The sequence below is a fragment of the Providencia sp. PROV175 genome, assembly GCF_032707045.1.
GTDB lineage: Bacteria > Pseudomonadota > Gammaproteobacteria > Enterobacterales > Enterobacteriaceae > Providencia > Providencia hangzhouensis.
In genome coordinates this window covers 2,407,747-2,431,616 of the sequence record NZ_CP120533.1, presented here as the reverse complement: position 1 = coordinate 2,431,616, position 23,870 = coordinate 2,407,747, and the positions used below count along the sequence as shown (strand labels likewise).

General features: G+C 36.3%; 26 protein-coding genes. 16 read left to right on the top strand and 10 right to left on the bottom strand.

What is annotated here, in order from left to right:
• The first annotated feature begins 6 nt into the window (after positions 1–6).
• Both P3L44_RS10800 and P3L44_RS10795 read left to right on the top strand, forming a co-directional pair.
• The gene (locus tag P3L44_RS10800; protein ID WP_272662317.1) at positions 7–3,006 is read left to right on the top strand and encodes a TonB-dependent receptor domain-containing protein; all 3,000 of its coding nucleotides are present in this window, start codon (positions 7–9) and stop codon (positions 3,004–3,006) included.
• Positions 3,007–3,071: 65 nt separating this feature from the next.
• The gene (locus P3L44_RS10795) at positions 3,072–3,836 is read left to right on the top strand and encodes a TonB family protein (protein ID WP_140172437.1); all 765 of its coding nucleotides are present in this window, start codon (positions 3,072–3,074) and stop codon (positions 3,834–3,836) included.
• An 87-nt stretch (positions 3,837–3,923) separates the two neighbouring features.
• Here the strand turns inward: P3L44_RS10795 and minE are convergent, their stop codons facing one another.
• From minE to minC, 3 genes are read right to left on the bottom strand one after another with little or no spacing between them, the layout of a single operon-like run.
• Positions 3,924–4,208, bottom strand: a complete 285-nt coding sequence (gene minE, locus P3L44_RS10790) for a cell division topological specificity factor MinE (RefSeq protein ID WP_125894820.1) — start codon at positions 4,206–4,208, stop codon at positions 3,924–3,926.
• 3 nt (positions 4,209–4,211) lie between these two features.
• Positions 4,212–5,027, bottom strand: a complete 816-nt coding sequence (gene minD / locus P3L44_RS10785; RefSeq protein ID WP_004254944.1) for a septum site-determining protein MinD — start codon at positions 5,025–5,027, stop codon at positions 4,212–4,214.
• A gap of 23 nt (positions 5,028–5,050) precedes the next feature.
• On the bottom strand, positions 5,051–5,752 hold the full coding sequence (gene minC / locus P3L44_RS10780) for a septum site-determining protein MinC (protein ID WP_272662319.1): 702 nt from the start codon (positions 5,750–5,752) through the stop codon (positions 5,051–5,053).
• A gap of 129 nt (positions 5,753–5,881) precedes the next feature.
• Between minC and P3L44_RS10775 the strand changes: the two genes are divergently transcribed.
• From P3L44_RS10775 to P3L44_RS10750, 6 genes are all read left to right on the top strand, one after another.
• A complete protein-coding gene (locus tag P3L44_RS10775; RefSeq protein ID WP_140172439.1) occupies positions 5,882–6,151 on the top strand; it encodes a YcgL domain-containing protein in 270 nt (89 codons plus the stop codon).
• A 48-nt stretch (positions 6,152–6,199) separates the two neighbouring features.
• Complete coding sequence (locus tag P3L44_RS10770; RefSeq protein ID WP_094963082.1) at positions 6,200–7,288, top strand: lytic transglycosylase domain-containing protein; 1,089 nt, start codon at positions 6,200–6,202, stop codon at positions 7,286–7,288.
• A 19-nt stretch (positions 7,289–7,307) separates the two neighbouring features.
• Positions 7,308–7,964 (top strand): fumarylacetoacetate hydrolase family protein, encoded by a 657-nt coding sequence (locus P3L44_RS10765; protein WP_094963081.1) that lies wholly within the window; start codon positions 7,308–7,310, stop codon positions 7,962–7,964.
• Between the two features lie 20 nt (positions 7,965–7,984).
• A complete protein-coding gene (locus tag P3L44_RS10760; protein ID WP_272662321.1) occupies positions 7,985–8,425 on the top strand; it encodes a YcgN family cysteine cluster protein in 441 nt (146 codons plus the stop codon).
• 457 nt (positions 8,426–8,882) lie between these two features.
• On the top strand, positions 8,883–9,092 hold the full coding sequence (locus P3L44_RS10755; protein WP_004910742.1) for a hypothetical protein: 210 nt from the start codon (positions 8,883–8,885) through the stop codon (positions 9,090–9,092).
• A gap of 91 nt (positions 9,093–9,183) precedes the next feature.
• Positions 9,184–9,417 (top strand): DUF333 domain-containing protein, encoded by a 234-nt coding sequence (locus tag P3L44_RS10750; RefSeq protein ID WP_109913289.1) that lies wholly within the window; start codon positions 9,184–9,186, stop codon positions 9,415–9,417.
• 670 nt (positions 9,418–10,087) lie between these two features.
• Here the strand turns inward: P3L44_RS10750 and P3L44_RS10745 are convergent.
• Complete coding sequence (locus P3L44_RS10745; protein WP_164561036.1) at positions 10,088–10,225, bottom strand: hypothetical protein; 138 nt, start codon at positions 10,223–10,225, stop codon at positions 10,088–10,090.
• Positions 10,226–11,022: 797 nt separating this feature from the next.
• Between P3L44_RS10745 and P3L44_RS10740 the strand changes: the two genes are divergently transcribed.
• From P3L44_RS10740 to P3L44_RS10725, 4 genes are all read left to right on the top strand, one after another.
• Positions 11,023–11,607 (top strand): fimbrial protein, encoded by a 585-nt coding sequence (locus P3L44_RS10740; RefSeq protein ID WP_125894808.1) that lies wholly within the window; start codon positions 11,023–11,025, stop codon positions 11,605–11,607.
• 109 nt (positions 11,608–11,716) lie between these two features.
• On the top strand, positions 11,717–12,418 hold the full coding sequence (locus tag P3L44_RS10735) for a molecular chaperone (protein WP_102140365.1): 702 nt from the start codon (positions 11,717–11,719) through the stop codon (positions 12,416–12,418).
• A gap of 9 nt (positions 12,419–12,427) precedes the next feature.
• A complete protein-coding gene (locus P3L44_RS10730; RefSeq protein ID WP_272662323.1) occupies positions 12,428–14,908 on the top strand; it encodes a fimbria/pilus outer membrane usher protein in 2,481 nt (826 codons plus the stop codon).
• Positions 14,899–15,930: a fimbrial protein gene (locus tag P3L44_RS10725; RefSeq protein ID WP_140172443.1), complete on the top strand. Its 1,032-nt coding sequence runs from the start codon at positions 14,899–14,901 to the stop codon at positions 15,928–15,930. Before P3L44_RS10730 ends, P3L44_RS10725 begins: the two co-directional genes overlap by 10 nt.
• Before the next feature lie 101 nt (positions 15,931–16,031).
• Here the strand turns inward: P3L44_RS10725 and P3L44_RS10720 are convergent, their stop codons facing one another.
• From P3L44_RS10720 to P3L44_RS10715, 3 genes are all read right to left on the bottom strand, one after another.
• Positions 16,032–16,334, bottom strand: a complete 303-nt coding sequence (locus P3L44_RS10720) for a helix-turn-helix domain-containing protein (RefSeq protein WP_272662325.1) — start codon at positions 16,332–16,334, stop codon at positions 16,032–16,034.
• Between the two features lie 474 nt (positions 16,335–16,808).
• A complete protein-coding gene (locus P3L44_RS22125; RefSeq protein ID WP_410480057.1) occupies positions 16,809–17,216 on the bottom strand; it encodes a DJ-1/PfpI family protein in 408 nt (135 codons plus the stop codon).
• Entirely contained in the window at positions 17,213–17,410 is a 198-nt protein-coding gene (locus P3L44_RS10715; protein ID WP_272662326.1) for a hypothetical protein, read from the bottom strand. Before P3L44_RS10715 ends, P3L44_RS22125 begins: the two co-directional genes overlap by 4 nt.
• 200 nt (positions 17,411–17,610) lie before the next feature.
• Between P3L44_RS10715 and grxB the strand changes: the two genes are divergently transcribed.
• Positions 17,611–18,249 carry a glutaredoxin 2 gene (gene grxB / locus P3L44_RS10710; RefSeq protein WP_272662328.1) on the top strand — a complete coding sequence of 213 codons (639 nt, stop codon included), beginning with the start codon at positions 17,611–17,613 and terminating at the stop codon, positions 18,247–18,249.
• 77 nt (positions 18,250–18,326) lie between these two features.
• On the opposite strand, the gene P3L44_RS10705 is transcribed toward grxB, so the two are convergent.
• Both P3L44_RS10705 and P3L44_RS10700 read right to left on the bottom strand, forming a co-directional pair.
• A complete protein-coding gene (locus P3L44_RS10705) occupies positions 18,327–18,764 on the bottom strand; it encodes an META domain-containing protein (RefSeq protein ID WP_140172446.1) in 438 nt (145 codons plus the stop codon).
• Positions 18,765–18,778: 14 nt separating this feature from the next.
• Positions 18,779–19,777, bottom strand: a complete 999-nt coding sequence (locus tag P3L44_RS10700) for a 2-hydroxyacid dehydrogenase (RefSeq protein ID WP_140172492.1) — start codon at positions 19,775–19,777, stop codon at positions 18,779–18,781.
• Between the two features lie 234 nt (positions 19,778–20,011).
• Between P3L44_RS10700 and P3L44_RS10695 the strand changes: the two genes are divergently transcribed.
• From P3L44_RS10695 to P3L44_RS10685, 3 genes are read left to right on the top strand one after another with little or no spacing between them, the layout of a single operon-like run.
• Positions 20,012–22,609 (top strand): YdbH family protein, encoded by a 2,598-nt coding sequence (locus P3L44_RS10695; protein ID WP_272662330.1) that lies wholly within the window; start codon positions 20,012–20,014, stop codon positions 22,607–22,609.
• An 11-nt stretch (positions 22,610–22,620) separates the two neighbouring features.
• Positions 22,621–22,833 (top strand): YnbE family lipoprotein, encoded by a 213-nt coding sequence (locus tag P3L44_RS10690; RefSeq protein WP_050763751.1) that lies wholly within the window; start codon positions 22,621–22,623, stop codon positions 22,831–22,833.
• Entirely contained in the window at positions 22,830–23,159 is a 330-nt protein-coding gene (locus P3L44_RS10685; RefSeq protein WP_153673452.1) for a YdbL family protein, read from the top strand. The genes P3L44_RS10690 and P3L44_RS10685 overlap by 4 nt, the downstream gene beginning before the upstream one ends.
• Positions 23,160–23,238: 79 nt before the next feature.
• Here P3L44_RS10685 and P3L44_RS10680 read toward each other — a convergent pair whose 3' ends face one another.
• Positions 23,239–23,838, bottom strand: coding sequence for an FMN-dependent NADH-azoreductase (locus P3L44_RS10680; protein ID WP_140172448.1), 600 nt, complete (start codon positions 23,836–23,838; stop codon positions 23,239–23,241).
• Positions 23,839–23,870 lie beyond the last annotated feature (32 nt).

Below are 23,870 nucleotides of genomic sequence, written 5' to 3'. Positions count from 1 at the left end.
CAGATAATGAAAATCAAAACAGTGATAGCCATTAATATCGCAACAGGGTTATCTATTGGCAATATTACAAACTTAGTCTATGCACAACAAAGTGAAAACATCGGTTCTATTGTGGTAAATGATAAAGCGGCCACAATCAAAGAGCGTGATAGAAAAGGGGCGGATGACCAATATGATAAAGACGAATCAAATATTTACATTAGTAAAGAAGAAATTGATCGTTATAAAGGTACTAACCCCGCAGACACTATTAACCATGCGGTAGGGGTATATAGTGGAGATGCCCGTAATAGCGGGGCAATAGACCCCAATGTTCGGGGTATACAGGGGCAAGGGCGTGTCCCGGTGACTGTAGACGGTACAGAGCAAGCTATCACTGTTTGGCGTGGTTATAATGGGGCGAATAATCGTAACTATATCGACCCGAATATGATTAGTAGCATTAAGGTAATGAAAAGTGCAACGCTAGACCGCAATGTGCGTACATCGACGGGGGGAGGAGTTGCTATAACAACGCTAGGCATTGATGACGTTGTGGATAAATACGACAAGTTTGGTTTTGATATTAAATTAGAAACATCGAGTAACTCGACAAAACCGAGGGTTAATCAATTAAGCCACGGTATAGATTACCGTGATGATAAGCGGCTATTGAATACGTTAGACATGCAGAAGTTTCGTGGGATTTATTTTAAAGATCACGAAATGCTTGTTGATCCTCGCAGTAAAGGTAACGCTAATTTCTTTAATCTGCAAGATAACGCAGCGCGTATTGCCGTTGGGACACGGCAAGAAAAGTTTGATTTGATGCTAGCATACAGCTATCGCAACCAAGGTAATTATTTTGCTGGGCGCCGAGGGGCGGGTAAATTTTATGACGACATCATTACTTATGACCCTAATAACTCAAATAAAGCGATAGACCCATATATGCCCTTCGTAGCTAGGATTTATGGGCCAAATAAAGAGGTGGCGAATACATCAAATGAAATGTCGACATGGTTAGCTAAATTAAATTTAATGCTACCTAATTCACAGGACTTATCCCTTGGTTATATGCATACATCAAGTCATTATGGCGAAATCATGCCATCGCAAATTCGTTATCATGATTTAGAGGGAAAAATTCCACAATGGCCTTTAGCTAACTTGGCGTTAAATACTTTTTACGCCAATTATTCGTTCAAACCCGAATCCATTGGTTGGATTGACTTTCGATTAGGCTATTGGTTGACAAAAACTAATTTAAACTCAAATACCGCAGGTGGCCAACCTAGGGAACCAGTGGAAAGGGATTGGAATTATGAATTTGGTCGAGATAAAAATGTAGCTAAAAATCCTGCTATCAATGGCACCTTAGTTGATGGGATTAAATTAAACCAACTTAACGATCGCTATGGTGTTTCATTATCCAATAAATTTCAAATTACACCTGAATTTAAAGTGACTTTAATGGGAAGCTTAATTGATGAAACCATTGGTAGTCGTGAAGATATCTTTAATTCGGATTCGACCCCAAAGGGTAACATGTTCCGAGCTATCCCTAGGGAAGGTAAACGTCGGGAATATAATGGGACTATTCGCTTTGATTGGCAGCCTACCGAATGGTTAAGTCTGAATGCGGGGGCTCAATATATTAGCTACTGGTCAAGGGATTTATTAAAAGAGAGACGCATTGCGGCTAAAGATATAAATTATGCACCTTATAGCCATATAACGGCGAGAAATTTCCTATTATCCCGTTTATTAAGTGCGGAAGAATACCAAACAATAAAACAGTATATTGATGATAAAGGGAATACATATAATGATATAAAAGGAAAAAGTTATGAGAGAAGAATTTTTATCGAGCAAGCATTAAACATGAAAAAGAATTCGTTATGTGATGTTGGATTAATAGGGAAAAAATTAGAATTTAGAATCACAGAAGTTAACCATGTAGTGAAATGGAAAGTGGATGAAAATAACCGATTTGTAGCTAAAAATAACCCATTTTATAATGGGGAGGTTGATTTAAAAGAAGAAAAAATAGACCCCGTCACCGGTTTAAAAGCCAAAAAATATCTCGTTGACCGCGATATTAATAACAGTCAAGATGAAGTGAAGTATTCCAATAAACAAAAATTTAAAGCACCGAAAAGAAATGAAGAATCAGCTTGGGCTCCGGCATTAGGGGCAACAATTTATTTAACAGAGAACGATCGAATATTTGGGCGTTATTTAGAAACCGTTAGGATGCCAAGTATCTTTGAAGACACTATTGGTTTTTCGGGGGGAAGAGAGCCGAATTACACACCACCGGTTTATTTGCCAGAACGCAGCCACACGATAGAACTGGGATATGTGCGTAATTTCCAAGATCTCGTTGCGGCAGAAAATCATGCTGACTTACGCATAAATTACTACAACACAGTAGTCACAAATGCCTTTGATAGGAACGATAGGTTAGTCTTTACGCAGGTTGATAAACATAACACGGCCGGTTTGGAGCTATTGGCACGTTATGATAATGGCTGGGTATTTGGTGACTTAGGGGTAGATTACCGTTTAAAAAATGAAGTTTGTGATGAAGTGTCATTGATGGTAATGGATCCCTATAACAAATTTGGTGGCTCAGAGTGTACAACAGCAGGCTTCCCTGGCGGCTATTTGCGGACTCAATTGCAACCTAAGTACAGCATCCATGCCAACCTAGGTTTGCGCTTCTTAGATGAACGTTTAGAAGTGGGGAGTCGTTTGCGTTATCACAGCAAGGCAAAAAATGAAGATGAGGCGGAAATGATGGACAAATACCCGTACCAGTATGCGCCATTAAACAATGACCCGATGAGTTGGAATGCCGTGTTTACCGGTGATGCTTATGTTAATTATCAGTTTAATAAAGACCTATCATTTGAATTATTAGCCACCAATTTATTTGATGAATATTATATAGACCCATTAACCCGCAGTATGATGCCTGCACCGGGTAGGACTATACGTTTCAATGTAACAAGTCGCTTCTAAAAGGGATCCCCTTCGCTGATGCCGCTGTATTTCGGTATTGGCGAAGGGTTGTTAGGGATATTAAAATGATTACTCTACGTTTTAATCTTGCTGTGATGGTTTCTTTATTATTTCATTTCGGCATCGTTTTTTATTGTTTAAATATAGAGAAAACACGTTCTGCACAAATTTACACACCAATATATGCGGCTATCGTCTCTGTTGCATTGACACAAAATGTAATTGAAAAACAAACAAATGACGTCATATTAGATAATAAGCTAGCGGGAGGCTTACTTGCAGAGTCACAACAAAATGAAAATGCTGTAATTAAAGTTGCTAATAAAAAAAATACGCGTAGTGATGAAAATAAAGTGTCAGAAAAACAAAAAAAAATTATCGAGAAAAAAGAACAAAAACAACCAAATAAAAAAGTGATTAAGCAGAAAGAACAGGAACAAAAAAGTGATGATGTAAAACAAGAACAGCGTGTAGGTAAAAACGATAGCCAATCTTATGCAGCAGGCCAAGCGGGAGCACAAAGAACGGCCTCGGTAGGAAACGCAACAGATTCAAACTACCAAAGTTATATTGACAAATTACGTAGTGAAATTGAACGACATAAACGTTACCCAAGAAAAGCGAGAAATACCAATGTTCAAGGAACGGTTCTGGTGAATTTTACGCTTACGCCATTGGGGGAGATCACAAAGGTGAGTATTGCAAAGTCTTCTATGCATGTTCAACTGGACGAAGCCGCGTTAGCTGCAACACTAAAGAGCCGCTCTGTGGGAGTGCCACCGGAAGGTCTAAGAAAACAGCACACGTTGGAAATTAAATTTGAGCTATAAAGAGATTAAAAACATAACTCTGATTAATCAGGGTAAATTACGTAGTAAAAAGCAAGCCGCCATAATGTATAGCGGCTTCTTTGCGAATTATTTTTCTGCTGTCGTGGTTTTAATTTCATCACCTTCAGGAAGTGTGACATTTAATTCCAAAACAGAAATATCATCGTCTTTTTGTTCAAATTGCAATGACAACATTTCAGGGTCAATTTGTACATATTTACAGATAACTTGCAAAATATCGCGTTTCATATCAGCAAGATATGGGGGCTCACTATCACCACGGCGACGTTCTGCAACGATGATCTGTAATCGCTCTTTTGCGATATTCGCTGTCGTTTTTTTTCTCGACAGAAAGAAATCCAATAAAGCCATTATTTACCCCCCAAATAGGCGTTTTAAGAAACCTTTTTTCTCTTCTTCAATGAAACGGATAGGGCGATCTTCACCTAAAATACGTGCAACACAATCATCATAGGCTTGGCCTGCATCAGACTCTGTATCCAGAATAACGGGTTCGCCTTGGTTGGAAGAGCGCAGTACAGATTGGTCTTCAGGAATAACACCGATCAAAGGAATACGCAGAATTTCCAGAACATCTTCCATGCTTAGCATATCACCACGCGTTACACGGCCTGGGTTATAGCGTGTTAGCAATAGGTGTTCTTTAATTGGTGCTTCGCCTTTTTCTGCGCGGCGTGATTTTGACGCTAAAATACCCAAAATACGGTCTGAGTCGCGAACAGAAGAAACTTCTGGGTTGGTAGTAATAATAGCTTCGTCAGCAAAATAGAGTGCCATTAAGGCGCCACTTTCAATACCTGCGGGGGAATCACAAACAATAAAATCAAAACCAAGATCGTCACTTAATTCGTCAAGAATTTTGCCAACGCCTTCACGAGTTAATGCGTCTTTATCGCGTGTTTGCGAAGCAGGTAAAATAAATAAATTCTCGGTGCGCTTATCTTTGATTAAAGCCTGATTAAGGGTTGCATCACCTTGGATAACGTTTACGAAGTCATAGACTACTCGACGTTCACACCCCATGATAAGGTCAAGGTTACGTAGGCCGATATCAAAATCGATCACTACAGTTTTGTTCCCTTTTTGTGCCAGGCCAGTAGCTATGGCCGCGCTTGAAGTGGTTTTACCAACGCCACCTTTACCTGAAGTCACTACAATTATGCGTGCCATGAATAATTCCTTGTAAATAAGGTCTAATTTAAATATTCGATGTTAAGTTTGTTATCAACTAAACAAAGTTTAGCTGCTTTGGCGAGAAATTCAGCAGGGATTTGATCGCTCAGCCAATATTCACCTGCAATTGAAACCAGCTCAGCTTGCAAATGAGTACAATAAATCTGACTTTCAATATCACCAGAGGCTCCAGCTAAAGCACGGCCTCGCATCACGCCATAAATATGGATATTACCATCTGCTAATAGTTCTGCACCTGCACTAACATTGCTTGTGACGATCAGATCACTATTTGGTGCATAAATACGTTGTCCAGAACGAACAGGGGCATTGATAATACGAGTTTTACGATATAAAGGTTCAGCTTGAACTACAGCAACCGGGGGTTCAGGCTGAATTTCAACAGGTTTTTGGCTTTTACCTTCGCTTAATATTGGTAAACCCGCATCGTTTGCTTTTTGTCGCATTTGTGGGTCAGTGCACCCACTGATACCAACAATACGTAATCCCGCAGAAATAACAGATTTATGAATACTCTGTAAATCTGCATTTGGGGATAATTCAGCGATGTTAATCACGACAGGAGCATTTTTAAAGAAATCAGGAGCCTGATTTACTTTATCTTGCAGCGATTTTTTGATGAGTTTAGGCTCTTCACTGTATAAGTGAATAACTGAAAGAGTAAAACTGCTGCCTTTAAGTTCTATTGGCGATTGTGGCATCTATCCAGACTCAGCAAATTAAAATTTCCGAAACAATCCTCGGGTGAAGATATTCTGTAAAACAATAGCATGTTATAGTTACTGCATACTTCAAGCAAGCTAATGAACTAAGAAAAAGAGTTAAATATAATGATTTGTGCAATTTATAGAAGCCCTAAGCGTGACCAAACTTATCTTTATATTGAGAAGAAAGATGATTTTTCACGTGTTCCTGAGGAATTATTAGTCCAATTTGGAACACCTCAATTTGCTATGCTCGTCTCATTAGATAAGCGTGAAAAGCTTGCCAATGCTGACTTGGCAAAGGTTAAATCTGATCTCATAGAGGTTGGTTATTACCTACAATTCCCACCTCCGGTGGAAAATTTGCTTTCAGAACACAAAGAACTGAATAACTAGAGCAAATTAAGAAAATCCTGAAAAGCAATAACACTCTGGAGGAGACGAATGAAACCAACGTTATTATATACATTAGTCGCTGGTTTGTTTTTAACAAGTTGTTCTGCAACGCAGAACGAATCAGTTGTTACTCAACCGATTACAGTAGAACAAAATGCGGCTATAGCCCAAGAAGTCGTTGCTTTAGACAAAGCATTCCCTATTGAACAACGTGAGCCGTCACAGTTTCCTGCTTATGTGGAATTACTGAAAGAACATGCTATTACTCAGGGGATTAAGCCAGACACCATTGAACGTGCTTTTGCTAATGTTCATTTTATTGAGCGTGTTGTGAAAGCAGATAAAGGCCAACCAGAGAAAAGGGCGACGGTTACATTAGCAAGCTATTTAAAAAATGTACTCCCACAATCACGTATCAATGCGGGCTATGACAAATATTTAGAAAACAAATCCATTCTAGATGCTATCAGTGATAAATATGGCGTTCCACCTCAGTTCATTGTTTCGTTATGGGGATTAGAAAGTGGTTTTGGACGTTCACAGGGTAAAGAGGATGTGGTTTCAGCACTTGCGACATTATCTTTTGAGGGGCGAAGAGAAGCGCTTTTTAGCAAACAACTTTTAGCTGCGCTTGAGATAATGGATAAAGGCTATATTCCAGAAGATCAACAACTTAAAGGTTCATGGGCTGGTGCTATGGGCCAAAGTCAATTTATGCCAACCTCCTATTTGTCCTACGCAGCGGACGGTGATGGTGATGGAAAAATGGACATCTGGAATAATAAATCTGATGTATTTGCATCCATCGCTAATTATTTGTCAACAGAAGGTTGGCAAGCACAATTGCCATGGGGTTACCAAGTTAATTTACCTGCAGATTTTAATAAAACGTTGGAAGGCGTAAAAGCGGAACAAGGGAAATCTGTCAGTGAATGGCAGGAACTAGGCGTGGCATTACCTGCATTTGCTCAGTTACCTTCAGACGTAAAAACGTGGGTGGTTATCCCTGATGACCCTGAAGGCAGGGCATTTTTAGTGACTGAAAATTTCCGTACCATTATGCATTGGAACCGCTCATATTATTTTGCATTGAGCGTATGCATGATGGCAGATGGTATCGCTAATAAAATAAAATAACGATAATAGGAGTACTATTATGTATCAACATCGTGACTGGCAAGGTGCGTTACTTGATTTTCCTGCAAATAAAGTTGTTTGTGTTGGTAGTAATTATGCAAAGCATATAAAAGAAATGGGGTCTGCTACACCGGAAGAGCCCGTTATTTTTATTAAACCAGAAACTGCTTTGTGTGACATTACTCAATCAATTGTTATTCCAAAAGACTTTGGTTCTGTTCATCATGAAATTGAGATGGCAATTTTAATTGGTATGCCATTAAAAAATGCGGATGAAGACCGTGTATCACGCTCTATCGCAGGTTATGCAGTTGCATTGGATTTAACCTTACGTGATTTACAAGCTAAATTTAAGAAAGCTGGTCAGCCATGGGAAAAAAGCAAATCATTTGACGGGTCATGCCCAATTTCGGGTTTTATTCCTGTCAGTAGCCCGAATGATTTACAAAATGTTCAGCTTTCTTTAGAAATTAATGGTGAAGTTCGCCAAGAGGGCTCGACGCGTGATATGATCACCCCAATTTTACCACTGATTAGCTATATGTCCCGTTTTTTCACATTGCGTGCAGGGGACGTTATTTTAACGGGAACACCTGAAGGTGTTGGCCCATTAGCTTCTGGTGATATGCTAAAATTATCAATTAATGATCACTCGCTGACTACTCGGGTTATTTAAGTATAGGATTAATAAGTATTATGTCGCAGTTCTGGCAAGTTAAAACTTTAGATGAAATGACAGATGAAGAGTGGGAATCTCTTTGTGATGGTTGTGGGCAGTGCTGTTTGCACAAGTTAATGGATGAAGATACTGATGAAATCTATTTCACTAATGTCGCTTGTAATCAGCTAAATCTAAAAACTTGCCAGTGTAAGCATTATGAAGATCGCTTCAGTTATGAAGCGGATTGCATAAAGCTTAATCGCTATAACTTAGAAACGTTTGGATGGTTGCCAAGTACTTGTGCTTACCGTTTGTTATTAGAAGGGAAAACTCTCCCAGCTTGGCATCCATTAAAAACAGGGTCCAAAGCGGCAATGCATAATGAAGGCGTGTCTGTTCGCCATATCGCGGTCAGAGAAATTGATGTGGTGGATTGGGAAGAACACATTATGAATAGGCCGATGGGTAGGGGGTAGTAGTAACCCTCTATGATACAGTAAGTTATTATGGAAATATCACTTTCAACTGTAGGCTTATTTGCCATTCTAAATATTGCTATTTTACCGGCAATAATTTCTTTTTTTGAAAAATTTAGCCAAGTTGCATCGATGATGATTTATTCATTTTAATTGGTGCATTATAGTGTGTTAAATAATAATCACACTACTACAAGGTGTGATTATTTATTCTATTAGTTATAGAAGTTTTCAATAAATATTCAATATTGCCTTCTAGTTATTAGCCTTATCAGTCTTAAAATTTTAACTGCATGAAAATCTATCTTTAAAACCAACCTCTCACAATTTTTTATGTTATATCTTAAAACCATAATATTTTTATTTGAGGAAAAATGATGATTTGTGACCTCTCATTTTGCTTTTCTCAAGATACTTAGCTAATCTATTTCTTGTAAGAGTAACATGGAGGATGGAAATGAAAACATTTGGTGTGGTACTCACAATTATAGGTCTCATTACCGCGATTATTTCTTACAATATGGATGTAAGTATTCCTATCGTTTATGGTGAGAGTGTGAAGGATTCAGGGCTGGCATTTGATAGGCAGAATTATATTATTGGCAGTTTGCTAATTGCCTTTTTTGGCATTTTGATTGTCCTTTTTGACAACAAAAGGCGTAAGTAAAATGGCTTTTATTTATTAATAAAATCAGTTTATATTCGTCTCATTCCATAATAATAAATGAACGTTCCAAATTAACTAAAGAATATTTCTTATGAAGAAAACACTTATGTTAGTGAGTTTTGCTGCTATTTCCGGATGTGTTTCCAATACAACCGCAATTGAGTCAAAAGCGGTAGGCATGGCCAACCCTGCTTCGGTGTATTGTGAACAAATTGGTGGGAAATTAGAAATTAAGAGAACAGAGCAAGGGCAACTCGGGTACTGTATCTTGCCCTCAGGTGAGAAAATAGAAGAGTGGGCTCTATACCGTCAGAACGAACATTAACCAATTATTCACTTCTTGATTACTGCTACAGCGAAAACTTAGTGAAGATTTTGCTGTAGTTCCAATCTAACAGTTCCAATCCAATAATATTTCTATTTTGCATTAATTATTTCTTGAAATTAGCCGATATTACTACTAGTTGTCAGCGTATTTTTGTCATTTGATCAACTAAATAGCGATGTAATAACAGGACTAATACTTATTAAGCTCATCATAAGGGGGGAGGCAATATTTTGATAGCTTCATATAGATTTAGTAAGGATGACCTCATCTGTTTATGGCAAATTATTGATATAAAATATTTTTATCCACTAATGTCTCATAACCGGTAATTTGTTGTACTAAAATAGAAACAGCTACCTTATGTTATGTAATTGCTAAATAAATTAGTCTTATTAGAGTGATTGATTTACCAAAAAGACGTTAAACTGTCTGCTAGTGGATAAGTAATAGAGTAAAACATCATCTTTTAGCGATGGCTTTTTGGATTTGATCACACTTTAACACACGCAATGAGTTATTTAGGAATATTCTTAATGTTAAAAATTGATGCATAGATCACATTTCCATGGGGTGTTCGTTTTAAGAAAACACTCTTATTTTCATATGGTTAGAAAATGAGAAAATTGACATAACACAGGCTATAGTTTGTACAGTTAATCATGTTTTCTTATTCTATATCAAAAATAATGATAATTTTTTTTAACATAGGTTCGACTAAATGATTTGACATTCTATTTTTTACTTCAATAAGAAGTTGAATGAATAAAGGATTATATTGCGATTTTATTACTATTTCTTCTTTCATATTTATTCCCATCACTCCATTTATTTTTTAATTTAGATTAAAATCGATATTTACCTCGCTTAAAAACATATTTTAAAATTATAATAATGACTAAAGTTGATTGTTGATATAAAAGAATATCTATACACTCATAATGAGTGAAATTGATGTTCAAGCATAATAATTCGGAATTCAATATTTGTCATTTTTAGATATGTCATACTCTTATTAAGAATAAATCATTAATTTAATTAATGTTAGTCTCTTGAGTTGATGTTCAGTAATTGATGAATTTCATGGTCATTCTGCAACAAAAAGTATCAAAGTATGAATGAAATTATATATTCAATGTAAATATAATGATTTTTGTTATTTCTAATAATCTATAATTTCTATTTTGTTAGTTTTTAATGTTATGCAATGGCCAATTTCAATACATTAAAATCTAAATATTAATCTTAATGCGAGTAAGTTAGTTAAATCTAAACATCAGGCAACTCAATCAATAGATCGCTTTTGATAGCTTGTACCTATCAAAAAATAAATAAGTGATGGAAAAAACGATTTGATAAAACTTAAGTTATTATGTATCCACTCTTCGAAATCATATAGAGCATATGATTATAAATTCTAAATAGGACTAATTAAGAAAGATATTTATTTGCATTAGTAAAAATGGTTTAAAAATGAAACATAAATGACTAACTGTATTCAATATGCGGTGGAGTTTTTATTTTTCTTTATTTACCAATAAATTAAATAAAAACTTAATAAGTTCTTTAAATGTAAGAATAAAAATCTCATATTAGGAAATGAAAATGAAGAAAGTACTACTGACCGCTGTTGCTACAACAATCATCGGCTTATCAACAGCTAATGCAGCAAATAAAGTTGGCGGTGGCCAAGTTAACTTTAACGGTAAAGTAACTGATGTTTCTTGTACTGTTTCTGTTGACGGTCAAGGTAGCGATGCAAGCGTATACTTAGCACCAATTTCATTAGAAGAAGTTCAAGCAGGTGGTAAAGGTACATTATTAAAACCAAAAACATTTGCAATTGATGTGACTAACTGTTCTGCAACTTCAGTTGGCAGCAACGCTAAAACGATTGGTGTGGTGTGGACTGGCGGTAATTTATTAAGTGGTAGTGAAAAATCAGGTTATTTAGCAAATACTGATATTAATGGTGCAAAAAACATTCAATTCGTTCTATCTGCTGATGATGCGAAAAAATTCATCGTTCCAGGTACTGCGGCCGGTGAGCAACAGCCATCCGAGCTTATTACTAAAATTGACCAAGGTTCGCGTTTCCAATATTACGTAGGTTACATCACTGACAAGCCAACAGAAGTTACTGCGGGTGAAGTAAAAAGCTACGCAACTTACGAAATCACTTACCAATAAGAATAAGTTGGTTGTTTTAAATTAGTGTTATTAACGTTGTAGTGAAACACTAATCGATATTATTGCAATAAGCGGTAGAACACTGCCGCTTTTATGTTTTGAGGTTTAAATGAAAGCTATCGTATTAGCATGTTGCTTTATCTTCAGTATTAATTCGTTTGCTAACAATATAATTGTTAATGGTACGAGGTTTATTTACCCTGGAGATGAGAAAGAGATCACAGTACAACTTTCAAATACGGCAGAACGTCCAGCGGTTGCTCAAGCTTGGCTTGATACAGGTAATGCATCAGAAACACCTGATACGATAAAAACCCCATTTCAAATTACCCCTCCTGTTTCTCGAGTAGAAGCAAAGGGCGGTCAAAATTTACGCATAAAGTTGATGGATAAAGGGCAAATTCCTCAAGATAGGGAAAGCTTATGGTGGCTTAATATTCTCGATATTCCGCCTACCGTAAAAGGCAAAGATGGAGAAATGCAGAATGTTTTACAACTAGCAATTCGCTCTCGTTTTAAGTTCTTTTACCGACCTGTTGGGCTAGGTAGCAGAGAATTAGCACCTGAACAGTTAGTTATCAAAACAAATGGTAAGAATATTGTTATTGAAAATCCAACACCTTTTTATATTACGGTTACAAAAATATCCACCGATGGGAAAGTAGGCCTCACAGATAAGACTGTTTTGATAGAACCCAAAAATCAGACATTAGTTGAATTAAAGCAGGCAATTAAGTCAGGTAGTAAGGTTGTTGTTAACAATATTAATGACTATGGTTCAGATGTTGCGGTGACTCTAACTGCAAAATAGGAATATATAATGAAACAGCGAGAGTTAAACAATAAATATAGCAATACACTCTCTGTAGTCTGCTTTATTACGTCATGGATTGTTCCCATATTCTATGCATCAGCGGAAGAGGAAACCTATGAATTCAACAGTGGCTTTATCATGGGAAGTAAAGACAATGTTGACTTAGATCGCTTTAATGCCACAGGGATTAGCCCAGGAAAGTATTCAGTTGATGTATACACGAATAATGATTGGAAAGGGCGTTACGAACTTAATTTTGAAGAACAAAAAAATAAACAATTAGGGGTTTGTTACACCCCAGAGTTACTTTCAAACTTAGGTATTGATACTGAAAAATTTAATTCATCAATTGATACAAATAGTGACACTTGCCTGCCATTGGATGAGTGGAACAGTGACAAAGAAGTTAAAGATATATTTCATACGTCGACACTTCGTTTAGATATTTCTGTACCGCAAATATATGAACAAAAAATTTCTCGTGGTTATGTCTCTCCCCAATTTTGGGAAACAGGAATTCCTGCGTTAAATATTGGTTATATGGCTAATTACTATGATAGCCATATCAGTGGAAACCAAGGCTCAGACAGCTCTAGCGCTTATTTAGGCGTTAATGCTGGCTTGAGCTATGATGGTTGGCTACTGAAACATATAGGAAATTTGAGTTGGCAGCGCTCTGCGGGGTCGGACTGGAACAGTAATCAAACCTATCTTCAGCGACCCATTGCTGCATTAAAATCAAAAGCGACGGTTGGGCAGTTTTATACGGATGGTAACCTATTTGATAGTTTTGGCTTGAGAGGTGTAAAGCTAACAACTGATGACAATATGTATCCAGATGGGATGACAACTTATGCGCCCGAAATTCGAGGGATCGCTCAAAGTAATGCCTTGGTGACGATTCGGCAAAATGGCAATATTATTTATCAAACAACCGTGTCTCCTGGGCCATTTAGTTTGAATGATGTTTATCCATCCGGCTATGGTAATGATTTGAATGTTACAGTAAAAGAGGCTGATGGTAGTGAGACTAATTTTAGTGTGCCATATTCTTCGTTAGCACAATTATTACGTCCAGGGTTTACGCGTTACCAAATAGCGGGTGGTAAATCTGATTCTGAAAATTTAAGAAATCGTCCTTTTGTTATGCAAGCGACTCTTCAGCATGGGATTAATAATACATTTACTCTTTATGGTGGGGTCACTGCTTTTGATGATTACCAAGCTTATTTGTTAGGAAGCGGTATTAATACTGGGATTGGTGCGGTTGCAATTGATGTAACGCAATCTCGTATTGTATTTAATCATCGTACAGATTATGGGCAAAGTTATCGTTTTACATTTAATAAGTTATTCACTGAAACAGACACAAACCTTGTGTTAGCAGCATATCGATATTCTACGAAAGATTATTACAATATTAATAATGCACTTTATGCCATTGATAACGATAAACGTGGCGTTGTCGATACATTAGGGCGTGAAAAAAATGGTTTCAGTTACACTATTAACCAAAATTTACCTGAAGGTTATGGTGGAATTTATTTCATGGGGCGTATTTCAAGTTATTGGGATAAGTCAGGAACAGAAAAACAATATCAACTAAGTTACAACAATAGCATCAATCGCCTTTCATATGGTTTGTCATTTATGAGGGTGTATACACAAAATAGTCATGATAAAAAAGATGACAGGATCGGTGTGAACTTGAGTATTCCTCTTTATTGGGGAGAAAATCAGGTATCTACCTTAACGTCAAATACTACATTTAATAATGAAAAGTTCGGAAGTAGCCAAATAGGAACCAGTGGTACGTTTGACCGTGATAACAATTGGACATACGGTATCAATACCTCAGTTGCAAATGGTGGTGCGAAAAATATCGGTCTTAATACTAGTTACCGTACATCGTCAGCCAATACAAATGCGAATTACAGCCAAGGTGAAGGTTATCGCCAATATGGTGTAGGCGCAAATGGGTCATTAGTTTTGCACTCTGGTGGAATAACGCTAACGCCGAATAATGCAACCACAATTGCATTGATTGAGGCGAAAGGCGCAGAAGGTGCATCAGTGGTAGGGGCGATGGGGACGACAATTGATAGTCATGGTTACGCTATTGCACCTTATGTAAGGGCTTATCGCACTAATAAAATCGAAATTGACCCGAAAGGCAGTTCTGAAGATATTGTTTTTGAAAATATGTCATCACAAATAGTTCCTTATGAAGGGAGTGTTGTTAAGGTTAAATTTGGTACTAAGATTGAAAAAAATGTGGTTTATAACGTTAAAAGACCTAATAACAAACCCCTACCATTTGGCGCTAATGTGACAGACCAAAAAGGTGAGTCAATCGGTATTGTTGGGCAAGGTGGTATGGTGTTCATTAGCAGTGAAATTGCAACTAATGCCATTATTACGTGGGATAAAGGTCAATGTACATTCTCATTAGCTGCAGGAAATAGTAAGGAAGTTCTATGTCAATAAAAAATCAATGGTTTTGGTATATTGGGGTAGGGTTACTATTTACCGCAAATGGAGTATCTGCAAATAATTGGTGGACAGAACGTGTCAATAGGCATAGCTGCGAAAGAACGAACCAGCCTGCATATAGAGTAGATATGAGGCTAGGAAAAATAGTTGTTGATCCTAACCTTCCGGTTGGTAGTGTAATTAAAACGCAAGATTATACAATGAATACCAATCAAACTTACCTCTGGTGCCGTGGAAAGGTGAATATTGAGGCTGAAGTCGTGATGCCTGACCTACGTGATATTGGTGGAAAAGTGTATCAAACGAATGTTGAAGGTATTGGTTTAAAATTCCACCGCTCATCGGGTCGGCAGCATTCTATGACTTACCCAAGTACTTTTCCTATAGATGTGGGATATTATAGTACCCCAATGTTATTAAATGATTCTACTTTTACGTTAAGTATAATAAAAACGGCTAAATATACAGGAACCGGAACACTCGCAAGTGGTATCTATACTACTTATGGATATAAACCTAATAACAGTCCAATCTTAGTTAGTTATTTAGATGCAAATGCTATTACTATCGTTTCGCCATCCTGCCAAGTGACAAGTGGTGAAAATCAAAATGTAATGTTAGACCCTATAAAACGAGTTCAATTAACAGCGCGAGACCAACCTGCAGGTGAAAAAGATTTTACAATAAAATTGAAATGTAGTGGTGGTACTAGTTTTACAGGAAAAACTAATATTGATGTGACTTTTAGCGGAATTAAAGCAACGGGTACTCAAGTCAATGGTGTTTTAGCAAACCAAAGCACATATAGCCCAGCAAAAGGAATTGGTGTTCAAGTTATACAGCGAAAAGATAAAAGCCCAATCAATTTTGGCCGTCCATATCATGTAGCATCATTAAATAATAATGATACTAAAGATATCGATATAGAACTTACTGCTCGTTATTTTCAATATGAAGATAGAACTACACCGGGAGAGGTTTATGCTCAAATGCGCTTTGATATTACATATGATTAATTATTAAAAATATCTTATTCAATAATAAAGGTTGATTTCATATTTAGACTCAACCTTTATTCTGTCATTCAAAATGATAATACGTAATTATTATAGGAAAATCATTTTAAATCAACGATTATGCTTTCTGCAGTATACTGTCGCTCTTTATTTGATTGTTCAAATTCATCATTTTTTTCAATTTTTAGTCCGCTTGTATAACCTTGAAAAAACCATTCAATCGGGCAATTTAATGCTTCAGCGATATCAACTAAATGATTAATTGGAATTTTGTTAATACCATTTTCATAACGTGATATTTGTTGTTGGCTTAAATTTAATTTCTCAGCTAAATTAGCGCCTGATAGACCGAGTTCTTTTCTCCGGTTTTTTATTTTAATACCAATTATAGTATAAATGTCCATATGACATCCTCAATTTATAGGAAAGATTATTATTCAATGCACTTAATTTAAATTACGCTCGATAGTATATTAAAAAACAAATGAATTTAAAAGTTTTTATGAACATAATTATGATGAAAATCTCTATTTATAACTTGTTCATTTGCAGTATAATAACATTATTTATGGTGTGGTTATTATAATTACATAAGTAAAAATATCTATATTTATTATTCCCCACGGTGAGGTCTTTAAATTTAATTTTTAATATCTTATTTCTGCCTCTCAATTTTGTTAAATTTTTGATTTAAAATCAGCTAGTTATAATTTCTATTATAACTCTGGTGTTATAGTGGTAAAGTTAATGAATCGTTTTAAAATGTTAATTTTTTGTTTTGGCCGATTTAATCTAAATAATCGTTTTTTAAAAATAAAGGTACAGATCAATAATATTAATCATATACCAATTTAATTGATATTAAATACAACCTTAAATCATCTTAAATGATTACTTAGAGAATGGATCATGTTTAGCATTTTGATTCCATATGTATTCCATTTTAAGTGCGATATTACTTGCAATACTTTGGTCATAAAAATCGCAAATAATCTGTAATGACATATCAATACCTGCACTAATGCCTGATGAAGTATAAAACTTATTATCATGAACCATCTAGCTTTCGGTTGCCATAACACTTGGTTATTAAGAGAAGTTACCCACTGATAAGATAGCTTATTTGTCGTAACTTTAAAGCCATTTAAAAGAGACGTTTGAGCAAGAAGTGCGGAGCCAGTACAAACGGAAATGACAGTCTCTGCAAACTCGGCTTGTTTTTTTACCCACTGAATATACTGATCATTTTTCGATAATGAGCGAGTACCTTGCCCTCCAGGTATCAAAATACATTGATAGCAAGGGGTCTGAATAGGTAAGGTATTAAGTGTAACTCCCTGAGAACTGCCATGGGCTCTCCTGAAGGTGAGATAAATACAATTTGGCAATCTTTTAAGCTACCAAATACTTCAACAGGCCCCATGACATCAAGGGTTTCAAAATTATCAAAAAGGATAATTGCGATAGAATTTAGCGACATATTTTTCTCAGATGTTGTCATTGTTGAGTATATTGTGCCACGTTATATATTTTATGATTGGGATTTTGTGCACTCTAATATACTTATATTACTTAGTGATAAACAAAATTTCATAAGCGTGATAAAGCATAAATATGGGCACTGAAGTATACTGTATAAAACCTATTGGCACTTTCATTACCAAATTAGTGAGGTCCACAATGAAATTGTATATTTATGACCACTGCCCATTTTGTGTTAGAGCTAGAATGATTTTTGGTTTAAAAAAGTTAGCAGTAGAGCAAATCGTTTTATTCGATGATGACATAGAAACGCCAACAAAAATGATAGGTCGAAAAATGTTACCTATCTTACAAAAAGACGATGGAAGTTATTTACCTGAAAGCTTAGATATTGTTCATTATGTAGATAGCATTAATGAACCTAAATATGCAGGAGGAAACATAACCCCTGAAGTAGAGGCTTGGTCTAAAGCGGTTTCTGCTGTGGTATATAAGCTTGTGACACCACGTTTTACACAAACTGATTTCCCTGAAATTAGTACAGCAGAAGCGAGGGCGGCATATATCGCTAGAACATCAAAATCTTATGGTGACTTAAACGAGTTTAAAAAAGAAACTCATACGTTGCTAGTTGAATTAGAGCCCCAATTGTCTTTATTAGATGCGTGGTTAGAAACACGTGGTGAAGACATTGATATTAATGATTTTATTATTTTTCCAACCTTACGTAGTTTGAGCATAGTTGAGCACTTATCGTTTAGCACAAATATTCGGAATTATATGGAGCGAATTGCAAAAAACTCGAATATTAATTTGCTATTTGATCAGGCGAAATAGCCTATTTGGCTGCCAGTTCAGTGGGTTATGGCAAACGTATACCGCCTCTAAAAGAGGCGGTTGTACAGGATAATTCATTAATGGACGTAGTCACGTAGTGTATAAACTAATTTGTAATGACCTTGAATTAATACTAGCTGGTTGTTGTTTAATGAAATAACTGCGCCATCAGACAGTACTCGATTTATTATTGAATCCCATTTAGATAAATCTTCATCAACACATTCGAGTTCAGTTTTACTTAAGTTTTTTACGGTAATTTTTGCGTTTTTGATATTGCCAAATCCGTTAAAATCATTACACATTGATGCAGAAACAAACATTTTCTCGCCAAAAGCAAGGGAAGGTACAGTTTGCTTGCTACTAATCGTCTTACCATTCACTTCAGTTAAAATAAAACGATGATGCATCAACTTATTTTCAAGTGCTTGGTCATCATTACGCGCATTGACTTGATGAGTTTGGCATGCTGCTAGCAATAAACCCAAAATAGTAAGTGGAATTAGGCGTTTCATAGTTCCCGATCCAACTATGCGTTAACAATATTAGGGCAAATTTCCCCATGACTAATTTGACGGATATTATTAAGCGTAGTTTGACTGATACTTGTTAATGCTTCTTCCGTTAAAAACGCTTGATGCCCGGTAAATAACACATTGTGACAAGAAGAAAGACGACGAAAAACATCATCTTGAATTACATCATTAGATTTATCTTCGAAAAATAAATCACGTTCATTTTCATATACATCCATACCTAAAGCGCCAATTTTCTGTAATTTTAGTGCATTGATTGCTGCAACAGAATCGACTAACGCGCCTCGGCTTGTATTGATGATCATGACCCCATTTTTCATCTTTTTGAATGCATTTTCATCGAGTAGGTGATGATTCTCAGGTGTTAATGGGCAATGAAGGGAAATAATATCTGATTGTTCATATAAAGTATCCAAGTCAACGTATTCAGCGCCCATATCTAAAACAGCTTGGTTCGGGTATGGGTCGTGTGCGAGTAGGCGCATTCCAAATCCCTTTAAAATACGTAGCGTCGCTTGGCCAATTTTTCCGGTACCAATAATTCCAGCAGTGCGGTTATGCATATTAAAACCTGTTAACCCTTCGAGAGAAAAATTTGCATCTCGAGTACGTTGGTATGCTCGGTGGATCCTACGGTTAAGGCAGAGCATCATACCAACAGTATGTTCGGCAACGGCTTCAGGAGAATAAGCAGGAACACGGACAACTTGAATACCTAATTCTTTAGCAGCTTGTAAATCAACATTGTTAAAACCAGCGCAACGTAAAGCTAAAATTCGAATATTGAGTGCGGCAAGTTCTTCTAAAACAGCACGATTAGCTTCATCGTTAACAAAAATACAGATAGCATCTGCACCAACAGCATTTTTAGCTGTCTGAACGGTCAATGGAAAATCAAAATATTCAATACTAAAATTAAATCCAGAATTTTGATTAACTTGTTCCATGTGCTTGCGGTCATACTGTTTGGTACTATAAGAAACAATTTTCATCATGAAGACTCCAATTTTTAGGAACCAATTAGAAAAGAGTAGGTAAAAAGGTGTACCTACAAAATATAAACTCAGAATAAGACAATTAAGTTTGTAAATCACCTATAAATTAAGAAAATAGGTATCTGTTTACGATTGAATATGGTTTATCTTTGTTAGTATCGTGTTTAATGAGGAAATTTTGTTGAAATTTATCACTTGCGCTATAGAACAATTCAAACAAGGGATGTAGTAATGCAGTTAATGAAAAGAGCATTCAGAATATTACTCTGCTTTTTGGGTGGAAGCATTGCTCTCTTAATACTTTTATGGATAACGATATCCCATTGGGCTCCAGTTGTTGCATCACACTATCTTCCTAAGCCATTTAAACTGTCGTTTTCAGAACCAAGAATTAGTCATGGCCAGTTGGATATAGCAAATATCAGTATAACAGCAAATAATTGCACATTAGTTCAGTTGAATAGCACAAGACTTTCTATCTTTCCCTTACACGCTATTGTGGATGACCTTGATGTTAAAACTGAATGTTTGAGTGCTCTTGAGCCAACGAATGAAATGGATAATGAGCCGATTAATATTGCAGAACTTATCGATAATATTCCGGTTTTTTCATTAGTTATCAATAATACCAACATACAGCCATGGAGTGATTACCAAGGCAGTATTTGGTTGCGTAAAAATCAGGTTAACCCTCTAGAGTTTGATTTTAGGGGCGACAATTTAAGGTTGTCATCTTTAATTAATACGGAACACCAATTAGTCATTCAAAATTTTTTAGCATTTCTACCAGAACAAAAGCAAACAATAGAATTATTTGGTGATGTGCAGCTCCCCTTAATGGCAAATCAGCTTCCAGAAAAAGGGGAGTTGAATGCTTATTTTAAGTTAATCAACCCAGAAAAATTCTTACAAGCTAAATTCAGTTGGTTGAATGACCAAGGTGTCTTTAGCGTCATGGATACAGGCACAAAGGAAGAATTGCTTTATTTACCATGGTCACTATCGCCTTCTCGAATACAAATAGCGCAAGGTAAGTGGCAATGGAAAGAAGCAGATATCCCTTTACAAGGCGGTATCAGCTTTCAAGTTGATAACTGGGATAATACATTAAGTGAAATGGTATTTTCTGGGCGTATTAATATGCTCACACAAGCAAAGAAAGGGAAAGCCAATATTGTCTTAGCTGTGCCATCTACTCAGATAAATTTACTCAATGCTGATATTAATTTTAGGTTACATGGCCAAGTTAAATATGATGATATGGTGCTGGATATTAATTTGCCTGCAAAGGTTTCAGGCCAGTTAGCTGCCCCCAAAATTTCTTTTTTATCCAGTTCATTATTAAGAGCTTATGGCCGTCTTTCGGAAACACTGGTTCTTAATGAAGCTAGATTACCACTTGCAGGAACATCGTTAGGTGAAGAGGGTATTTCAGGACGTTTACAAGCTATTCTAAAAATTAAAGAGCAATATTGGGGGAGTTTTGATATTCATTTGGATGGTAAAGCCAATAAGTTTGCTTTAGATAAGGGAAAATGGTTTTGGAATTATTGGGGAAATGCCAATTTGCCTTCATTATCAGCTAATTGGGATATTAAGGGTAATGGGAGTTGGCAGGACACTTTAATCACATTAAATAGCTTAAATACAGGGTTTGACCAAATACAATATGGGCTTTTATCGATGAGGGCTCCACGCTTACAGCTAAGTAAGTCATTGGTTTGGCAACGTGATCAGAATAAAGCCAATTTTAATGGAAAATTACAGCTTACCAGTGAACGGATGCAATTCGGTACTGAAAGTTATCTGCCAAGGATCACATTAAACGCAGATCTTAGTGGAAAATCTCCTGCTGAATTTCAACTTAAAGGCGATTTAAGTACTAAAGATGTGGGGCCAATAGTCATTTTTGGGCGCTGGGACGGTGAAAGATTAAGAGGGGAAGCTCGTTGGCCTGAACAGTCGGTCACGGCTTTTCAAACGTTAATTCCTGCTGACCTTGGTATTGAATTAAAACAAGGAAAATTATTTTCTCAAGCCGCTTTTTCAATAACGCCGGAAGATGGTTTTATTGCAGGAGGACACTGGCGCGTAGAGAATACTAGTCTTTGGTTAAAAGATGGCGAATTATCAGGATTAGATTTTGTTTTACCGTGGCGTTTAAAACAAAGTACTTGGACTTTGGGCGCTAAAGCACCTGTTGAGTTGCGTATTAAGCAGCTCAATAATTTATTCGAATTAACTGATATTAAAGCAGATCTCTCTGGTTCTTATCCGCCAACGGAAAATTCGCCATTAAAACTGACTAATGTAGGCTTTAAAACATTAGGGGGTGAAATATCGATGGATTTACTGCGTTGGCCACAAACTCAAGCCGCTACGATAAAATTAAGGCAGATTGAACTTAGCCAGTTATTTACCATACTAAGAGTGTCGCAATTTGCTGTTTCCGGTAAAGTTAATGGTGAATTACCTTTTTATTTAAATAACCCAGAATGGATAGTTAAAGATGGATGGTTAGAAAATAGTGGGCCATTAACATTACGATTAGATCCCCAATTTGTTGATTCTATCCGAGAAGATAATATATCTGCAGGTTCCGCAATGGGGTGGTTACAATATTTGGAAATAAAACGCAGCCGTACAGATGTTAATGTTACAAATTTAGGGATGTTAAAGATGACAACAATCCTTGAAGGGTATAACACGCAAGAAAAGAAAAAACGTGAAGTTCATTTGCATTATCAACATGAAGAAAATATCTTTCAATTATGGCGTAGTTTACGATTTGGTAGCTCTTTAGAAGAGTGGTTGGAAAAAAATTTATAATGAGCATAAGAATGAACGTGAAAATATTAAAATTCACTACAGCTATATCGATTGTGTTGTTGTTATCAGCTTGTTTGCGAGTTGAGGTCGCAACACCGGATAAACCCATCAATATTAATATGAATGTAAAAATTGAACATGAAATCCAAATAAAAGCGGATAGGCAAGTAGAAGAATTATTGAAAGAAAATAGTGATTTGTTCGGTGAGGTAAACCCAAAATGAATCGAATAATCAAAGTATTTGCCCTGTGTTCGTTATTGACTACCTTTCAGGCTATAGCAATAACGGTTGATGAGGCCAAAGAAACAGGTCTATTAGGGGAAACGTTATCGGGGTATTTAGCTCCAATTAATACGAGTAATCCAGAGGCTACTAAACTAGCGGCACAAATTAACCAAGAACGGGAAAAAAGGTACAGCGAAATTGCTGCAAAAAATAATCTAAAAACAAATGATGTCGCAAGGATAGCAGGACAAAAACTTGTAGAACGGGCTAATCCTGGGGAGTTTGTGCGCGGAATTAATGGTCAATGGTTACAAAAGAAATAAAAAGCGCACTCAGAAAGTGCGCAAGATATAGCAATGGTAGCTTTGGGTTTTAACAATACCATGCTTAAAAGGATATATTTTAAGCAATAATGGTATTTATATGGCTTTGTGCTTGTTGATGTGCTCGTTCGACTGACTCTTGGCCTAACGACGTGCCTTCAGCAAAAACGAACTCAACGTCGGTAATACCAATGAAATTTAGAAATAGTGTTAAATAAGGCACCATGGTATCTGTTGGTGTGTCTTTATAAATACCGCCTCGACTCGTTAATACATAGGCACGCTTGTCTTTTAATAAGCCAACAGAACCTTGTTCTGTATATTTAAACGTGTGCCCTGAGCGAGCGATAAAGTCGAAATAGTGTTTTAAATGAGAAGAAATCGTAAAGTTATACATCGGAGCTGCAATAACAATCACATCGTGAGCTTTAATTTCCTCAATCAATGCATTTGACAGGTCCAAATGTGCTTGTTGTTGTTCTGTTTTCGTGTCACTTGGACCAAAAGCTGCTAAAATTTCACCGTCAATCGCTGGAATTGGCTCTTTGACTAAATCTCGTACAGTTACTGTATCTGCTGAGTGTTTTTCCTGCCATTGTTGAATAAAGTAATCTGCCATTTTATTGCTTTGTGAATAGTCAGCCAGAATACTTGATTTCAATAGTAATACTTTACTCATGTGTTCCTCTATTTTTTAGGTAAAACTTTATT

Excerpts from the sequence above, each read along its gene's own strand:
- P3L44_RS10760 (WP_272662321.1), top strand. The coding sequence starts at position 7,985 with ATGTCGCAGTTCTGGCAAGTTAAAACTTTAGATGAAATGACAGATGAA.
- grxB (WP_272662328.1), top strand. The coding sequence starts at position 17,611 with ATGAAATTGTATATTTATGACCACTGCCCATTTTGTGTTAGAGCTAGA.
- P3L44_RS10735 (WP_102140365.1), top strand. The coding sequence starts at position 11,717 with ATGAAAGCTATCGTATTAGCATGTTGCTTTATCTTCAGTATTAATTCG.
- P3L44_RS10775 (WP_140172439.1), top strand. The coding sequence starts at position 5,882 with ATGATTTGTGCAATTTATAGAAGCCCTAAGCGTGACCAAACTTATCTT.
- P3L44_RS10795 (WP_140172437.1), top strand. The coding sequence starts at position 3,072 with ATGATTACTCTACGTTTTAATCTTGCTGTGATGGTTTCTTTATTATTT.
- minD (WP_004254944.1), bottom strand. The coding sequence starts at position 5,027 with ATGGCACGCATAATTGTAGTGACTTCAGGTAAAGGTGGCGTTGGTAAA.
- P3L44_RS10740 (WP_125894808.1), top strand. The coding sequence starts at position 11,023 with ATGAAGAAAGTACTACTGACCGCTGTTGCTACAACAATCATCGGCTTA.
- P3L44_RS10705 (WP_140172446.1), bottom strand. The coding sequence starts at position 18,764 with ATGAAACGCCTAATTCCACTTACTATTTTGGGTTTATTGCTAGCAGCA.
- P3L44_RS10715 (WP_272662326.1), bottom strand. The coding sequence starts at position 17,410 with ATGTCGCTAAATTCTATCGCAATTATCCTTTTTGATAATTTTGAAACC.
- P3L44_RS10800 (WP_272662317.1), top strand. The coding sequence starts at position 7 with ATGAAAATCAAAACAGTGATAGCCATTAATATCGCAACAGGGTTATCT.
- P3L44_RS10685 (WP_153673452.1), top strand. The coding sequence starts at position 22,830 with ATGAATCGAATAATCAAAGTATTTGCCCTGTGTTCGTTATTGACTACC.
- P3L44_RS10755 (WP_004910742.1), top strand. The coding sequence starts at position 8,883 with ATGAAAACATTTGGTGTGGTACTCACAATTATAGGTCTCATTACCGCG.
- P3L44_RS10770 (WP_094963082.1), top strand. The coding sequence starts at position 6,200 with ATGAAACCAACGTTATTATATACATTAGTCGCTGGTTTGTTTTTAACA.
- P3L44_RS10680 (WP_140172448.1), bottom strand. The coding sequence starts at position 23,838 with ATGAGTAAAGTATTACTATTGAAATCAAGTATTCTGGCTGACTATTCA.
- P3L44_RS10720 (WP_272662325.1), bottom strand. The coding sequence starts at position 16,334 with ATGGACATTTATACTATAATTGGTATTAAAATAAAAAACCGGAGAAAA.
- P3L44_RS10700 (WP_140172492.1), bottom strand. The coding sequence starts at position 19,777 with ATGAAAATTGTTTCTTATAGTACCAAACAGTATGACCGCAAGCACATG.
- P3L44_RS10690 (WP_050763751.1), top strand. The coding sequence starts at position 22,621 with ATGAACGTGAAAATATTAAAATTCACTACAGCTATATCGATTGTGTTG.
- P3L44_RS10730 (WP_272662323.1), top strand. The coding sequence starts at position 12,428 with ATGAAACAGCGAGAGTTAAACAATAAATATAGCAATACACTCTCTGTA.
- P3L44_RS10725 (WP_140172443.1), top strand. The coding sequence starts at position 14,899 with ATGTCAATAAAAAATCAATGGTTTTGGTATATTGGGGTAGGGTTACTA.
- minE (WP_125894820.1), bottom strand. The coding sequence starts at position 4,208 with ATGGCTTTATTGGATTTCTTTCTGTCGAGAAAAAAAACGACAGCGAAT.
- P3L44_RS10750 (WP_109913289.1), top strand. The coding sequence starts at position 9,184 with ATGAAGAAAACACTTATGTTAGTGAGTTTTGCTGCTATTTCCGGATGT.
- P3L44_RS10695 (WP_272662330.1), top strand. The coding sequence starts at position 20,012 with ATGCAGTTAATGAAAAGAGCATTCAGAATATTACTCTGCTTTTTGGGT.
- P3L44_RS10765 (WP_094963081.1), top strand. The coding sequence starts at position 7,308 with ATGTATCAACATCGTGACTGGCAAGGTGCGTTACTTGATTTTCCTGCA.
- P3L44_RS10745 (WP_164561036.1), bottom strand. The coding sequence starts at position 10,225 with ATGAAAGAAGAAATAGTAATAAAATCGCAATATAATCCTTTATTCATT.
- minC (WP_272662319.1), bottom strand. The coding sequence starts at position 5,752 with ATGCCACAATCGCCAATAGAACTTAAAGGCAGCAGTTTTACTCTTTCA.